The organism is Variovorax sp. P5_A3 (assembly GCF_056400665.1).
The window spans coordinates 106,185-120,907 of record NZ_JBFUKW010000021.1 but is presented as its reverse complement, the minus strand read 5'-3'; the positions used below and the strand labels follow the sequence as shown (position 1 = coordinate 120,907).

Annotated in this window: 16 protein-coding genes and 1 pseudogene; 12 read left to right on the top strand and 5 right to left on the bottom strand. The window is 68.3% G+C overall.

Going from position 1 to position 14,723, the window contains the following annotated elements; translation table 11 throughout:
* Window positions 1-41: 41 nt before the first annotated feature.
* Window positions 42-428 carry a S1/P1 nuclease gene (locus AC1D3B_RS26735; RefSeq protein ID WP_478193687.1) on the bottom strand — a complete coding sequence of 129 codons (387 nt, stop codon included), beginning with the start codon at window positions 426-428 and terminating at the stop codon, window positions 42-44.
* Here AC1D3B_RS26735 and AC1D3B_RS26730 point away from each other — a divergent pair.
* The 7 genes from AC1D3B_RS26730 to AC1D3B_RS26700 all read left to right on the top strand — a co-directional run bounded on the left by AC1D3B_RS26730 (window position 403) and on the right by AC1D3B_RS26700 (window position 5,391).
* On the top strand, window positions 403-1,290 hold the full coding sequence (locus tag AC1D3B_RS26730; RefSeq protein ID WP_478193686.1) for an oligopeptide/dipeptide ABC transporter ATP-binding protein: 888 nt from the start codon (window positions 403-405) through the stop codon (window positions 1,288-1,290). The genes AC1D3B_RS26735 and AC1D3B_RS26730 overlap by 26 nt on opposite strands.
* Window positions 1,291-1,520: 230 nt before the next feature.
* Complete coding sequence (locus AC1D3B_RS26725) at window positions 1,521-1,904, top strand: DUF1330 domain-containing protein (protein ID WP_478193685.1); 384 nt, start codon at window positions 1,521-1,523, stop codon at window positions 1,902-1,904.
* A complete protein-coding gene (locus AC1D3B_RS26720) occupies window positions 1,904-3,397 on the top strand; it encodes an amidase family protein (protein WP_478193684.1) in 1,494 nt (497 codons plus the stop codon). Before AC1D3B_RS26725 ends, AC1D3B_RS26720 begins: the two co-directional genes overlap by 1 nt.
* Window positions 3,394-4,248, top strand: a complete 855-nt coding sequence (locus AC1D3B_RS26715; protein ID WP_478193683.1) for an ABC transporter ATP-binding protein — start codon at window positions 3,394-3,396, stop codon at window positions 4,246-4,248. Before AC1D3B_RS26720 ends, AC1D3B_RS26715 begins: the two co-directional genes overlap by 4 nt.
* Window positions 4,245-4,703: an ABC transporter permease gene (locus tag AC1D3B_RS26710; RefSeq protein WP_478193682.1), complete on the top strand. Its 459-nt coding sequence runs from the start codon at window positions 4,245-4,247 to the stop codon at window positions 4,701-4,703. Before AC1D3B_RS26715 ends, AC1D3B_RS26710 begins: the two co-directional genes overlap by 4 nt.
* The gene (locus AC1D3B_RS26705; RefSeq protein ID WP_478193681.1) at window positions 4,652-5,011 is read left to right on the top strand and encodes an ABC transporter permease; all 360 of its coding nucleotides are present in this window, start codon (window positions 4,652-4,654) and stop codon (window positions 5,009-5,011) included. The genes AC1D3B_RS26710 and AC1D3B_RS26705 overlap by 52 nt, the downstream gene beginning before the upstream one ends.
* An 8-nt stretch (window positions 5,012-5,019) precedes the next feature.
* On the top strand, window positions 5,020-5,391 hold the full coding sequence (locus AC1D3B_RS26700; RefSeq protein WP_478193680.1) for a hypothetical protein: 372 nt from the start codon (window positions 5,020-5,022) through the stop codon (window positions 5,389-5,391).
* Here the strand turns inward: AC1D3B_RS26700 and AC1D3B_RS26695 are convergent.
* Window positions 5,373-5,930, bottom strand: a pseudogene (locus AC1D3B_RS26695) (ABC transporter permease); the annotation flags it as partial. The gene AC1D3B_RS26700 and the pseudogene AC1D3B_RS26695 sit on opposite strands and share 19 nt — an antisense overlap.
* A gap of 303 nt (window positions 5,931-6,233) precedes the next feature.
* Between AC1D3B_RS26695 and AC1D3B_RS26690 the strand changes: the two are divergent.
* The 4 genes from AC1D3B_RS26690 to AC1D3B_RS26675 are packed head-to-tail and all read left to right on the top strand — an operon-like array spanning window position 6,234 to window position 9,927.
* Window positions 6,234-7,325, top strand: coding sequence for an ABC transporter substrate-binding protein (locus AC1D3B_RS26690; protein WP_478193679.1), 1,092 nt, complete (start codon window positions 6,234-6,236; stop codon window positions 7,323-7,325).
* A 4-nt stretch (window positions 7,326-7,329) separates the two neighbouring features.
* Window positions 7,330-8,157, top strand: a complete 828-nt coding sequence (locus tag AC1D3B_RS26685) for an ABC transporter ATP-binding protein (RefSeq protein ID WP_478193678.1) — start codon at window positions 7,330-7,332, stop codon at window positions 8,155-8,157.
* Window positions 8,154-8,981, top strand: a complete 828-nt coding sequence (locus tag AC1D3B_RS26680; protein WP_478193677.1) for an ABC transporter permease — start codon at window positions 8,154-8,156, stop codon at window positions 8,979-8,981. Before AC1D3B_RS26685 ends, AC1D3B_RS26680 begins: the two co-directional genes overlap by 4 nt.
* Window positions 8,974-9,927, top strand: a complete 954-nt coding sequence (locus AC1D3B_RS26675; protein ID WP_478193676.1) for a substrate-binding periplasmic protein — start codon at window positions 8,974-8,976, stop codon at window positions 9,925-9,927. Before AC1D3B_RS26680 ends, AC1D3B_RS26675 begins: the two co-directional genes overlap by 8 nt.
* Before the next feature lie 13 nt (window positions 9,928-9,940).
* On the opposite strand, the gene AC1D3B_RS26670 is transcribed toward AC1D3B_RS26675, so the two are convergent.
* The 3 genes from AC1D3B_RS26670 to AC1D3B_RS26660 are packed head-to-tail and all read right to left on the bottom strand — an operon-like array spanning window position 9,941 to window position 12,889.
* Entirely contained in the window at window positions 9,941-10,912 is a 972-nt protein-coding gene (locus AC1D3B_RS26670; RefSeq protein ID WP_478193675.1) for an ABC transporter substrate-binding protein, read from the bottom strand.
* 31 nt (window positions 10,913-10,943) lie between these two features.
* Entirely contained in the window at window positions 10,944-11,273 is a 330-nt protein-coding gene (locus AC1D3B_RS26665; protein ID WP_478193674.1) for a 4Fe-4S binding protein, read from the bottom strand.
* Complete coding sequence (locus AC1D3B_RS26660) at window positions 11,270-12,889, bottom strand: FAD-dependent oxidoreductase (protein ID WP_478193673.1); 1,620 nt, start codon at window positions 12,887-12,889, stop codon at window positions 11,270-11,272. The genes AC1D3B_RS26665 and AC1D3B_RS26660 overlap by 4 nt, the downstream gene beginning before the upstream one ends.
* A 417-nt stretch (window positions 12,890-13,306) precedes the next feature.
* Here AC1D3B_RS26660 and AC1D3B_RS26655 point away from each other — a divergent pair, with 417 nt between their 5' ends.
* Window positions 13,307-14,686 carry an LLM class flavin-dependent oxidoreductase gene (locus AC1D3B_RS26655; protein WP_478193672.1) on the top strand — a complete coding sequence of 460 codons (1,380 nt, stop codon included), beginning with the start codon at window positions 13,307-13,309 and terminating at the stop codon, window positions 14,684-14,686.
* Window positions 14,687-14,723: the final 37 nt, after the last annotated feature.

Here is a 14,723-nt window from a genome sequence, read left to right as displayed (position 1 = left end):
AGTAGAAGTCCTGCGCGCAGCTCTCCGTCGGAAGTGTGTCCTCAGGCCCTACGTAGGGCCGATGTAGAAGGCCGGATAATGCCGCCGTCCCACACAGCGTGCAGGTTGGTTCTCTGGCCGAAGTAAATGGCGCCCACGCTGTTTCCGCCGCGATCATTGTTGTCCACCGCATACATCGGTTGGTGGATGTCGCCTACCAAGTGCACCACATACTTCAACGCTACCAGCCGATCCGCGTCGGCCTTGCCACGATCGCCAAATATGCGCACGTTTTCCAAGATCTTGGCCACGACGCACGTCGCTTCTGGAACGCGTCGCATGTCCTTGTCGTAGTGGCAGTCTCGCTGTTCGTCGTAGGTCGCAGCGGCAAGCGGGATGTCGACATAATGGAATGGGCCGGGCGTGAGCTTCGAGGTGCCGGCGGGCACCACCTTCGGCCTGGTGGGCGAATCCGGCTCGGGCAAGAGCACGCTGGCGCGCCTGGTCCTGGGAGCCGAGCCGACGAGCGGCGGCCGCATCCGGGTCGGGGCCCATGACCTGGCCGACCTTCGCGGCGCGCGCCGCAAGGCGTTCCACCGGACGGTGCAGCCGGTGCTGCAGGACCCGTACTCTTCGCTGAGTCCGCAGATGCGAATCGCCGACATCATCGGCGAGCCGCTGCGCGTGCACGGACTGGTCGCGCGTAGCGATGTGCTGGCCAGGGCCGGGCAGTTGCTGACGCTGGTAGGCCTGGCGCCCGAAATGGCGCGCCGGCACCCGCACGAACTGAGCGGCGGCCAGCGACAGCGCGTGGCCATCGCACGCGCGCTGGGCCTGCAGCCGCAGGCGCTGGTGCTGGACGAACCGGTGTCGGCGCTGGACGTGTCGATCCAGGCGCAGATCCTGAACCTGCTGAAAGACCTGCAACGCGAGCGCGGCCTGACGTACCTGCTGATCTCGCACGACCTGGCCGTGGTGGCCTACATGAGCGATCAGATCGGCGTGCTTTACCTCGGTGAATTCATGGAGCCGGGCACCCGCGAAGCGGTGGTCGGCAGCGCGCGCCATCCCTATACCCGCGCACTGGTTGCCTCCAGCGAAAGCCGGGTCGAGTGTGCACCCGCCGCGCTGGCGCTGGCCGAAATCCCTTCGCCGATCGACTTGCCGGCCGGCTGCCGATTCCAGTCGCGCTGCCCGCACGCCACAACACGTTGCGCGGCCGAGCGGCCGGTGCTGCGGGCCGTGGGCGAGGCCCACTGGATTGCCTGCCACTACGACATCGCAGTCGACGGACTGACGGCTACTCGGTAGCCACGCGCCACCGCCGAGCGCTCGCCAACCGACGCGAGTAACGCAGCTGAGCGCAATCCGATTGCCTGTCCAGCCGCTCGCTTCCACTTCGCCCCAAGCGCATTGCGTTTCGCTATTTGGCGTATTGGTCCGGCAGTTTGACGCCGAGGTGTCACGAAGCCGAAACTGAAGTTCCCCTGCAACAGCGCGCACACCGACAGTGCGCGCTCCGGAACTTCAAGGATCGACAGATGACTGCATATTTCGTGATTGAGCTCGACGTGGAAGACGGCCCCAGCCTGGCCGAATACGAGCGGGAGGTCACCGAGCACGTGGTGGCCGCTGGCGGCCGATTTCTCGTACGCGGCAACGACTACCGACCGATCGAGGGCGACTGGCATCCCAAGCGCCTCATCATCATCGAATTTGCCGACATCGAGGCGGTCGAGCGCTACTACCACTCGGAACCCAACCAGACGCTCAAGCGCAAGCGACTGGCTGGAACGGCCGGCAAGCCTGCCAAGGCGATCGCCATCCAGGGGATCTCGCAGAGCGCGACCACGGACGGTGCGGCCAGCGCCGATGGCCCGCGCGAAATCGGCGTCGATGCGAACGGCGCGGTGGTCTGGGGCTGATGGCCACCGCTCGATCCGGTGACCCGGCGGCCGCGCTGCATGCGCTCACGCTGGTGCAGGCCGCTTCACTGTTGCGCACAGGCTCGCTAAAGTCGGAGGACTATGCTGCGGCGCTTCTCCGGCGCTGCCGCGACGGCGCCCGGCTCAACGCCTTCGTCCATGTCGATGGGCCTGCATTGCTGGCGGCGGCGAGAGGGGCCGACCTGGCACGTGCCGCCGGCGGGCCGCTCGGCCAGCTGCATGGCGTTCCGCTCGCGCTCAAAGACAACATCGCCAGCGCCGGCTTCCCGACCAGCGCCGGCACCGCGGCCCTGGCCGATGCGCACAGCAGGCGCAATGCAGGTGTCGCGGAACGGCTGTTCGCCCAGGGTGCGCTGCTGCTGGGCAAGAATTCGATGCACGAACTTGCAATGGGCTGGACCAGCGACAACCCGCACTCGGGCCGTGTCGGCAATCCGCACGCGCCGCAGCACCTGGCCGGCGGAAGCAGCGGCGGCAGCGCGGCGGCCGTGGCCGCCATGATGGTGCCCGCCGCCATCGGCAGCGACACCAACGGCTCAATCCGCATCCCGTCCGCACTGTGCGGGGTGGCTGGCTTTCGGCCCTCGGTCGGCCGCTATCCGACCGAAGGCATGGTGCCGCTGTCACACACGCTCGACACCCTGGGCCCGATCGCGCGCAGCGCAGCCGACCTGACCCTGCTGGACTCGGTGATGGCGGGCCAACCTGCCGAAGCGCCCGTGAACACGCTCGAAGGCGTGCGCATCGCCATCTCGCCGCACTACTACCTGTCGCGCCTCGAACCGGAGGTCGAAAGCGTGTTCCGCGAGGCGCGCCAACGCCTCGCGGCGCACGGCGTGACCTGGGTGGAGGCGGACCTTCCGCGCTTGCAGGAACTCTCCGAAGGCATCGCCCCCGTCCTGATCAGCCACGAGTCCGCGACCGCGCTGCCCGACTGGCTGGCGGCGCGCGCCGGCGGCGTGTCGATGGAGCACTTGATCAGGTTCGCCGGCGCCGACCTGACCGAGGCATTGCTCGCCGGCCAGCGCGGCATCGGCACCGACGCATCGCGTCAGGCCTACCACGCAGCCCTTCGGCGCCGCATGGCACTGAGCGAAGCGATGCATCGTTACTTCGTGCAGCACCGCGTGCAGGCGCTCATGCATCCAGTGCTGCGCATCGCCGCACCCGTCGCCGCAACGGGAGGCGCCCGCGTATCGCCGGCACCGGATGTCGCCCGGGACGACGGCTTCTCGATGAGTGCGCGCGAGGCCTTCGGGCAGAACGTGTCTCCGGCCAGCATCGCGGCTTTGCCCTGCCTGGTGCTGCCAGCGGGCATGACGAAGGCCGGGCTGCCGGTCGGCATCGCATTCGACGCGCCGCACGGCCGCGATGCGCGGCTTCTCGCTCTGGGGCACGCCCTTGAAAGGGCGCTCGAAGCCAACGCACCGCGCACCCCTACATCCGACTTCGAATTGCAGGCGACACCATGAAGAACCCACAACTGAGCGCCGTGCGGGTGACGATGCCGGGCCAATCGAAGGAGCCCAGCGCGCATCCGGCACGCGACGCGATCCGGCTTTCTCACGTCGGCAAGACCTTCGACAGCGGCAAGAGCGAATTGCTGGCGCTGCGCGACATCGAACTCGAAGTTCGAGCTGGCGAATTCCTGGCCATCCTCGGGCCTTCCGGCTGCGGGAAATCGACCTTGCTGCAGATCATCGCCGGGCTGATGGCGCCCAGTACCGGGCAGGTGCACTTTCGCGGACGTCCGGTGCTTGGGCCGCCGGAAGGCATGGTCTACCTGTTCCAGCAGTACGCCAAGTCGCTGCTGCCCTGGCGCACGGTGGCCGGGAACGTGGCTTTGGCCTTCGAGTCCGACGCCGCCTATTCGCGCCAGCAGGTGCGCGAACGGGCCTCGGAGTACCTGGGCCTGGTCGGACTGGCGGGCTTCGAGAAACGCTATCCCTGGCAGCTCTCGGGCGGCATGCAGCAACGCGTGGCGATCGCACGGGCTCTGGCCGCGAACCCGCGCGTGCTATTGCTCGACGAGCCTTTCAGCGCTGTTGACGCACTGACCCGCGTCGAATTGCAGGCACTGGTGCTGGAACTCTGGCAGAAGCATGCATTGACCGTGATTCTGGTCACGCACGATGTCGACGAAGCGGTCTTTCTTTCCGACCGGATCGCGATCCTTTCCAAGCGGCCGACCGTGATCGAGGAGATCATCGAAACCGGCATTCCCCATCCACGCGACGCCATCGCCAGCCGTGAGGAACCGCGCTTCCTCGCGTTGCGTCATTCGCTCATGGAGCGTTTGCTGAATCGGGGGCAGAGATCATGAACGCGCTGCGGTGGCGGTGCTGGGCCCCTGGGGTGGCCGCGGTCGCGTTGACCTTGTCGTCTTGGGAAGTACTGGGGCGCACCGGCTTCTTCAATCCGGCGCTGCTGCCTGCGCCTTCGGTGATCCTGGCCACGCTGGCGGACATCGTGCGCAGCGAGTCTCTGGTCCAGCCGTTGCTGCAGACGCTGGGCCTGATGGCAGCCGGCTACACCATCGCCTGCTTCTGCGGCATCGCGCTGGGCGTGGCCATGGGGCGCAGCGACGCCGTCCACCGGCTGATGGAGCCGTTGATCGAACTGGTGCGGCCGATTCCGAAGCCGGCCTTGATACCGCCGCTCTTCCTGTTCCTCGGCATCGGACTCGAAACGATGCTCTCGTCGTCGCCCTCGCGGCCTTTTTTCCGGTGCTCATCAACACCTTGCAGGGTGTGCGCGGCGTCGATCCGGTGCTGCTGAACACGGCCCGTACCTTGCGGCTGACGCGCCTCGCCGTCGTCTTCAAGGTGGTCCTTCCGGCGGCGCTGCCGATGGTGGCGACCGGCATGCGCGTCAGCCTCGGCCTGGCGTTGACGCTGGTGGTCGTGGCCGAGATGCTGGCCGGCGAGAACGGCGTCGGCTTCCTGATCCTGGACATGCAGCGCGCCTTCCAGATCCAGAAGATGTACGCCTGGCTGGTGGTTCTTGCCGTGCTCGGCCTGCTGCTCAATGCCGCCTTCGAGTGGGCCGAGAACCGTGCGCTGCCCTGGCGCGGACACCAGGCGTGAGCGCGGCCATGTCCTCGAACACCTCGATCCTCACACGCGCCCCCGCGTCGCGCCGGTTGGCGCTCGCGGCCTCCGGTGCGTTTCTGGTGCTTGCATTGCTAGCGCTCTGGGAAGCCTCCGCAAGGCTCGGTTGGGTCCAGAGCCGCAACTGGCCGCCCTTCAGCCTCGTGCTGATGGCACTGCGCGACGGCATGGCTTCGGGCGAATTCCCGGCGCTGCTGGGCAACACCGTCGGCTACATGCTGGTCGGCTACGCCGCCGGCAGTCTCGCTGGCATCGCCCTCGGGCTCGCCCTGGGACTTTCGCCGCTGCTGCAACGCTTCTTCAGTCCGCTGGTCGAGACACTGCGCCCCATCCCCACATGCACCCAGCCCGTGTAGCCCGCGCCGATGCTTTCGCTACCACCGGTCGGCAGCCAGCCCAGGTGCACCGAGAACAGCACGATCGCCATCAGGCCCAGCCAGAAACCCGGCGTGGAATAGAGCAGCAAGGCCAGCACCGAAAGCGTGCGGTCCTGCCAGCGGCCCACGTGCGTGGCCATGAGCGTGCCGGCCGCGATGCCGATGGCGAGTGCGAAGCCCAGCGCCGTCACCATCAGGAGCAGCGTGTTGCCCAGGCGCGCGCCGATCAGCGAAACGACCGGCATGTTGTAGCGCGGCGAAACGCCGAGACTGAAGTGCGCGAGGTTGTTCAGGTAGGCGCCCAGCTGATGCAGCACGGGCAGGTCGAGGCCGAAGTGCGTGCGCAGCTGGGCCATGCTTTCGGCGGTGGCCGATCCGGATTCGGCCGCCACCACGTCCGCCGCGTCGCCCGGAATCCACTGCATCAGGAGGAAGTTGAGAAGGATCACGCCGATGACGGTCGGCACGGCCTGCCATGCCGTGCGCGCCAGGGTTCGGCCCGCGCTGCGCAGGTTCATGGCGCCGAAGCCGTGTCGAGGAGGTCGACGTGAAGATGAGAGAGGAAGCTCATGGGGACTTTCAGGGAATCGGGAAGGCAATTCGCCGCCCAGCGTACGCATCGGCCCGCGCGCGCCCAACGAAGTTTTCTGTCTACGCATATCCGGTTTGCGTCGTTCGGCCGGCGCACCGTGGCGCCGAATGCCGACGTCGAAGGCCGCATATGCATGCGCGCTTTTCTTCGTTGATGCGGAGGGTGGGGCTTCCTACGATCGGCGCTCCCCAACCAGATCCTCCGCGCCTTGCTCGTGGAGCCCGACGCCATGTCCATCGAGACGCCTTCTCCCAGCCTCGACGCCCGCGCGCTGCCTTCGCGCCGCCTGGCGCTCAAGAGCCTCGTGTCGCTCACCGCTGCGGGCGGCCTCGGTGGCCTGCTGCTGGCAGGCTGCTCGCCCGGCGACGGCAAGACCGCGGCGGCCGGCGGCCCTGCGGTGGTCGGCAAGACGGGCGAGAAGGTCGCCTTCAAGTACCCCGATAACCCCTCGTTCGACCTGATCTACCTGGCCGACCAGCTCGGCTACTTCGAGGGCACGAACACGCGCCCGCAGTACGTAGGCAAGATCGCGGCGCCGCAGATCATTCCGCTGGTGGGCACGGGCGAGATCGATTTCGGCAGCCGCATGGTGCCGCTGGTTATCTCGGCCATTGCCTCGGGCGCCGACCTGAAAGTGGTCGCCGCCGGCGGCAAGACGCTGCAGGAGGCGCCGCACATGAAGTACTTCGTGCGCAAGGACTCGGGCATTCGTGCGCCGAAGGACCTCGAAGGCAAGACGGTCGGCTTCAACAGCTTCGGCGCCTGCGCCGAGTTCGTCACCAAGAAGTACCTGCGCCAGCATGGCGTGGACGTGAACAAGATCAACTTCGTGGTCATTCCCGACGAGCAGGCCGAGCAGACGCTGGTCACGCGCAACACCGACCTGGCCATCATCCACGCCCCCTTCTCGGGTCGGGCGGAGAACGCGGACTCGCTGCTGCGGCTGTGGAGCGACTACGACCTCGATGGCGGCCTGGGCGGCATGGCGCCCTACAGCGCCCATGGCCGCTTCATCCGCGAGCATCCCGAGGCGGTTCGCGACGTGGTCACCGCGCTCGCGAAGGCGGGCAACTGGGTCAACGCCAACACCGAAGAGGCGCGCAAGCTGGTGGCCAAGCGCATCAACATGGACCTGAAGAACGTCGATCGCTACGCCTACGTGGACGACCTCGTGGTGACCGAGCCGCCGATCCAGTACTACGTCGACATCCTGCAGTCCGAAGGGAAGATCGCGGCCGGCAAGGTGGCCGTGAAGGAGGTCTACACGAACGAGTTCAACCCGTTCGCGCAGAAGCCGTCGCAACAACCGGCGAAGACCTGAGGCGATGAGCATCAAGATCTCGGCCCGCGACCTCCGGATGGACTATGCGGCCCGCGGGGCCAGCGAACGCGTGTCGGTGCTCGCGGGCTTCGACCTTGACGTGCGCGAGGGCGAGTTCCTGGCGGTGCTCGGCCCCTCCGGCTGCGGCAAGTCGACCTTCCTGGGCATCCTGGCCGGCCTCACCGAGCGCACGGGCGGGCGCATCACCATCGACGGCCGGCCGATTGCCGGCATCAACCGCAACCAGGGCGTGGTGTTCCAGGGGTATGCGCTCTTTCCGTGGTTGTCGGTGCTCGACAACATCGCGGTGGGCCTCGAGATCCGCGGCCAGGGCAGGACGGTGCGGCGCCGCAGTGCGCAGTCGTACTTGGAGCTGGTCGGCCTGCACGGCTTCGGCGAGCGCTACCCGCACGAGATCTCTGGTGGCATGAAGCAGCGCGTGGCCATCGCGCGCTCGCTGGCCTACGAGCCAGACGTGCTGCTGATGGACGAGCCCTTCGCCGCGCTCGACGCGCAGACACGCGAGGTGCTCCAGGGCGAACTGCTGCGCATCTGGGAGCAGCACCGCAAGACTATCGTCTTCATCACGCACAGCCTGGAAGAGGCGGTGTACCTCTCGGACCGGGTGGCGGTGATGACGCAACGGCCCGGTCGCATCAAGGACATCATCGACATTCCGCTCGCGCGGCCACGCTCCGCCGAACTGCGCCACACGGCGGAGTTTGCCGCCTTGCGGCACCGGGCGTGGGAAGTGCTGAAGGACGAAGTGCAGCTCGGGCACCCGGGGCAGCCTGGCCCGCGGCCGAAGTCGCTCGAAGGAGCGGTGTCGTGAGCGCGGTGCTCGATGCGCCGGTGGTTCGCCCGCCCGGCCGCGTCTTTCGCATCGCGCGCAGCGCCGGCCGCTGGGCCGAGCGCGGCATCGGCATCGTGCTCTTCCTTCTGCTGTGGGAGGCGCTGCCCCGCCTGGGCATCGTGAGCGATGCCTACCTGAGCCCGCCGTCGGCGGTACTGGCCAGCATCGGCCAACTGCTCGACAACGGACAGTTGTGGAAGCACGTGGCGGCCAGCCTCCAGCGTTCGCTGTGGGGGCTGGTGCTCGCCAGCAGCGCGGGCGTGGTGCTCGGGCTGCTGATCGGCGGCTTCAAGCGGCTGGCCGCCATCGTCGATCCGGTGCTGCAGCTCTTTCGCCAGACCTCGGCCTTCGCACTGTTTCCGGTCTTCATCCTGTTCCTGGGTATCGGCGAACTCTCCAAGGTGGCGATCATCTTCTGGGCCGCGTTCTGGCCGGTGCTACTGAGTACCGTGAGCGGCGTGAAGCAGGTCGACCGGTTGCTGGTGAACTCCGCGGTGTCGATGGGCGCCTCGCGCCGCTTCATCTTCTTCAAGGTGGTGCTGCCGGCCTCGCTGCCGTCGATCTTCACCGGTGTGCGGCTGGCCGGCGCCTACAGCATCACCGCGCTGGTGGCGGCCGAGATGATCGGCGCGCACTCCGGCCTGGGCTTTCTCACGCTGAACTCGCAGGAGACCTTCCAGATTCCGACCATGTATGCGGGCATCCTGATGCTGGCGGTGCTCGGCCTGCTGCTGAACTACCTGCTCGCGCTGCTGGAGCGCCGCCTGCTGCGCTGGCGCAAGGGGTTGAGTCTCGATGAATGAACGCAGGCCGCCTGCCCCGGCGCGCTCCCGGGCCGCCGCTGCCACTGTCCTTGCGCTCACCCTCGCCCTGGCCGGTCTCGGCGCCGTCGGCGGTTCGTCGGCGTTCGCGGACCCCACCGATCCGGGCGTGGCCGCATCGCCGACATGGCTTCGGCGGTGGCTGCAGCCCGCGCCGCCGCTTGCCAGCCGGCCCAAGGGCCCGGTGCTGAGCCGTGCGGTGGCGCGCGGCGAGCTGGTCGTGGGCGTGCGTCGATATCCGCGCCCCGCCCCGGCGGACTCGCCGACCCCGCCCGAGCCCGATGCCTTCGATGCCACCCTCGCGCGTCGGCTCGCCGACTCGCTCGGCGTGAAGCTCAGGCTGGTCGGCCTGGCACCCGATGAACGTGAAGCCGCATTGCGCGAGGGGCGCATCGACTTGTTGATCGCCGGCGTGGCGAGAGATGACGCGATGCAGCAGGGCATCGCCGCGGCACCAGGTAGCTACGACACGGGCCGTGGCCTCGTGGTAGCCCTGCGGCGCGGCCGGCTGCAGGACGAGGCCGCCCTGCGCGGCGCATCGGTCTGCGTCGGCGAAGGCTCCGGCTACGCGGGCGCTGTGGCGCAACGCTATGGCGCCCAGCCGCGCAGCTACCCGTCGTCGGTGCATGCGGCCTCGGCCTTCATGGCGGGCGAATGCGCGGCGCTGGCCGAAGACAGTGAAGTGCTGGAGCGGCTCATGCGCAACGAGGAGTGGCGCTTCTACAAACCGCTGGTCCAAGGCCTGCAAGCGCGCTCGGACGCCTCGGTGCGACTGGCCGACGGCGATGCGCTGTCGCGTGACTACGTGGCCACGGCGCTGCGCCAATGGCGCGCCGATGGCACCCTGGCCACGGCACGCGCTGCGCGCGCGGGCAATCTGCAGTTCGAGATCACGCTGCTCAAAGACGGGCTGGTCTGCCACTCCTGAGCGCTGATGTCGCTCAGGCGTCGTTGACGCGCCACTGCGCGAGTTCGAAGTCGCGGCTCACAAGATTCTCGGCCAGCAAGAACTTCTTGACGTCGTCGAGCAGCGCCATGCCCTCGGCGGGGTAGGCCGCTTCAGGGAATTGCGACAGCGGGTGCGAGACCTTCACCACCTCCAGTGGGAAGCCGCTGACGTCCGCGTGGAAGGCGTAGTAGGCCGCGCTGTCCTGGTGGATCTCCTGCAGCGCGGTGCGACGCGCGCGTGTCCACGCCGCCGCCAGCCCCGGCGCAGCCGCAAGCACCTTGTTCGAGGCTACGATCACCGACGTGCCACGCAGCGTGGGATGGCGCTCGGCCTCGTCGATCACCGGGTAGCCGCGCGAAGCCAGCAGCGGCCCGACGTCGATCTGCGCTGCAAAGGCGGCGATCGAACCCTGGTCGAGCGCCGCCTCGCCGTCGCGCGGGAACATGTGAATCACCTTGACCGACTTCTGCAATCCGTTCTCCTTGAGCAGGCCCAGCACGTAGCGGTGCATGTAGGAGCCGCGCGCTACGCCGATCGACTGGCCGTCGAGCGCCTTCACGCTGCGCGCGCCATTGCGCGGCGTCAGCAGCCAGACGTTCATCCCCACCGCGTCGAAGCCGATGAGTTGGCCTTCGAGCCCGCGCGAGCGCGCGACGATGGCGGGGGTGTCGCCGTAGATGCCGACGTCGAGCGCCCCCGCAAGGAAGGCCTCGTTCAGGTCCGGCCCATTCGGGAAGTTGCGGGTCGTCACGTCCCGGAAGCCCAGTGACGCCAGCTCGCGCTGCAGGTGGCCTTGCCGCAAGGCCCAGCCGGTGGCATTCGCGGGCTTCTTGCCCGGGCCGATATAGCCCAGGCGCAGCGGCTGGCCCGTGCCCTGGGCGATGGAGAAGCTCGGCAGTGCGCCCGCTACGCCTGCAGCTGCCGCACCAATCAGCAACCGGCGGCGACCAGAATATTCGAGCATCGGAAGACTCACGGAAGTGGAAGGGAAGGGATCAGTGCGCGCGAAGCAGCAGTTCGAAGCTCGCGTCGGCGGAAGCGGTCGACTGGCGGCCCTTGCCCCATCCGATGGCATTGCGGTAGCTGCCCATCAGGGCAGGCGCAGTGGCATCACGCTCTTCGGCGGTCGCACCACGGTCGGCGATGGGGGCGACGTACAGCGCATCTTCCGGACAATACAGCTCGCACATGAAGCAGGTCTGGCAATCCTCCTGTCGCGCGATACGGGGCGGGCCGCCCGCGACGGCCTCGAACACATTGGTCGGGCAGGCGTTGACGCAGATGTTGCACGCGGTGCAGCGTTCGGTACTGATCACTTCGATCATGCGACCACCTCGCCGCGCACGGCCTGGTGCTGGACCCATACCTCGTCGAGCCCGCCGCTGAGCAGCCGATGGCGTTGCGCTGGGTCGAGCGTGCCGTGTTCGCGTCGCCGGTGCATGCCGCGCGTCTCCGTGCGCTGCAATGCGCTGCGATACATCCAGCGCGACGTGGCGAGCATGGCGGCCGCTTCGCGGGCGCGCACGGCTTCGGTGGCCGTGGCGGCCGGCGCGCTTGTGCGCAGGCGCGCCCACAGCGCGTCGAGTCGCCTGAGCGAATCACGCAGCCCATCGCCCTCGCGGAACCAGTTGCGCTCGTACGGAAATACCTCGGCTTGCACCGCGCGAATCGCCGCCTGGCTGTCGAACGGCGTGGCGCCGCGCGATGACAACGCAACGCCCCCCGCGCGCCAGGCCAGGCGCTGCGCGACGGCGCGCGCGTCACGACCGAACGCCGCCGCACCCGCGCCGGCCCAGAAACCCGAGGACAGCGCCCACGCCGCGTTGTGGCTGCCGCCGCCCGTGAAGCCACCGCAGATCAGCTCCCGCGTGGCCGCGTCGCCCGCCGCATAGAGACCGGACACCGAGGTCGCGCAGGACTCGTCCACCAGATGCAGACCGCCCGTGCCGCGCACCGTGCCTTCGAGTCGCAGCGTCACCGGGAAATGCTGAGTGAACGGATCGATGCCCTGCCGGTCGAAGGAGACGAAGAAGTTCGGCTGCGCCGTGCGCATCCAGGCGCGAATCTGTGCGTCGGCGCGGTCGAGGCACGCGAACACGGGCTGCGACTGCAGGGTCTGCGCGATCACGCCGCGCCCCTTGGATGAGCCGGCGCCTTCGATCGCCTGGCCATCGGCCGTGTAGAAGGTGGCCCAGTTGTAGAACAGCGATTTCGTGACCGACGAGAAGGCCGGGCCCAGCCCGTAGGCGTTGGAGAACTCCATGCCGGAGAGCGAGGCGCCCACTTCGGCCGCCATCAGCTGGCCGTCGCCGGTGAGCACGTTGCAGCCGAGCGCGCGGCTCAGGAAGGCGCAGCCGCCGGTCGCGAGGACCACCGCGCCGGCGCGCACCACCCAGGTGTCGCCGCTTTGGCGGTTCACGCCGGTGGCGCCGCAGACGGTGCCACCGGCGTCCACCAGCAGTTCGAGTGCGGGACTGTGGTCCAAGATGCGCGTGCCCGATTCCTTTACGCGCTTGCGCATCAGGCGCATGTATTCGGGGCCTTGCAGCGACGTACAGCGCAGCGCGCCCTGGTCGTCGACCGGAAACGGATAGCCCCAGTCCTTGAGCCGCTCGACGTTGTCCCAGGTCTGCGCGAGTACCCGGTCCATCCAGGCGTGCTCGGCCAGTTGGCCGCCCATGGCGAAGCGGCTCGCCTTGGCGTCCTCGCGCGCCTCGCCCTCGGGCGCCACGTGCCACAGGCCGGTGCCCGAGGGCGCCGTCGCGCCGGAGGTGCCGCAAAAGCCCTTGTCGGCCAGCACGACGCGCGCGCCCTGCGCCGCCGCGCTCACCGCGGCCCAGGCGCCGGCAGGTCCGCCGCCGATCACGAGCACGTCGGCCTGGTGCTTGAGGGCGCCGTCAGCCCCTGACAAAACCTGCCGTTCGAAGTCTCTGGCGCCCATGGTCGATAGCCTCGCAATGCAAAGGAAGTGACCCTACCGACGCACGACGCCGGACGCAAAGAAGAAAAGCGCGAATCGATATGCGAGCGCAGGGTGCGACTATTCGTTCATTGAGGCGTTCGCGTCGCCCCTGGTGCGCGATGCCGCCGCGCAAGCGACCGCCTCGAACGCACTTGCCTTGACCAGACCCTTCGCCGAAGCACGCAGGGTGGTGCGCGATGCGGCCCGACGCGTGCAGAACAACTACCCCTTTCGGCCCACCCTCTTGCTCCCATTGCGCATGAGCACATGCGCAAAGCGTTGTTGGCCGCGACCGGCCTCGCACCTACAGTCGCGGATGCCGAACGGGCTGCGCGAACGTGTCTCCTCATTGCTGCAGCGGTGACCTGTTTCATTTTTCCAGAGAGACGACTTGTTTTGGCACGCTCGGAATTGCTGCTCAACGCGTTCGACATGAACACGGTCGGCCACCTCGCCCATGGGCTGTGGCGTCATCCGCGCGATCGCGCCGTCGACTACAAGGACATCGCCTACTGGCAGGATCTGGCGCGGACGCTCGAACGCGGCCTGTTCGACGGCCTGTTCCTGGCCGACACCTCGGGCGTCTACGACGTCTACGGCGGCAGCGCCGATACCGCCCTGCGACACGCAATCCAGTTGCCGTCCAACGACCCGGCCGTCCTGGTGCCAGCCATGGCCGCGGTGACCGAGCACCTGGGCTTCGGCATCACCGTCAACCTGAGCCACGAGACGCCCTACCTGTTCGCGCGACGCATGTCGACGCTCGATCACCTGTCGCGCGGGCGCCTCGGCTGGAACATCGTGACCGGTTTTCTCGACAGCAGCGCGCGCGCCACGGGCAACACCGTGTTGACCGGCCACGATGCGCGCTACGAGCGCGCCGACGAGTTCATGGACGTCGTTTACCAGCTGTGGGAGACGAGTTGGGACGACGATGCGGTCGTGGCCGACGCGCTGCGTGGTGTGTATGCCGAGCCCTCGCGCGTGCACAGCGTGAGGCACGACGGCCCACACTATCAGATCGACGCGATCCACCTGAGCGAGCCGTCGCTGCAGCGCACGCCGGTCCTTTACCAGGCCGGGGCCTCCGCGCGCGGCATCGCCTTCGCGGCCAGGCATGCGGAGTGCCTGTTCATCCCCAACCAGGGGCGGGCAGCCACCGCCGGCCTGGTGAAGACGCTGCGCGAACGCATCGCCGAGGCCGGCCGCGACCCCGCGGCCGTGCGCATTCTCACGAGCCTGGAAGTGATCGTCGGACAGACCGAGACCGAGGCAAACGACAAGCTCGCCGACTACCGTCGCTATGCCGAGCCGCGTGCGGCACTGGCCCAGTTCGCCAGCGCCACCGGCATCGACCTGTCGCGCTACGAAGGGGACGAGCCGATCCGTCCCACGGGCGGTGAGGCGATCCAGTCGGCGCACCACGCGATCACCCGCGGCAGCGCCACAGGCGCCTGGACGGTCAACCGGTTGCTCGGCGAAATGACGCTCGGCGGGCGCTTCACGCCGATCGTCGGCGCACCGGGCCCCGTCGCCACCGAACTCATCGACTGGGCCGATGCGACAGGCGTCGATGGCTTCAATCTCGTGCGCACCGTAACGCCCGAGGGATTCGCCGACATTGCTGACCTGCTGGTGCCCGAGTTGCAGGCGCGCGGTCGATTCAAGCCCGCCTACGCGCCCGGCACGCTGCGCGAGAAGTTGCTGGGTGGCCCGGCGCGGCTCGCCCTCCCCCATCCCGGCGCCGCCTGGCGCCGCAACGCAGCGCGAGCCTGAATCGCCACACGCCGCGCCACTCGAAACCTCCGAAAGA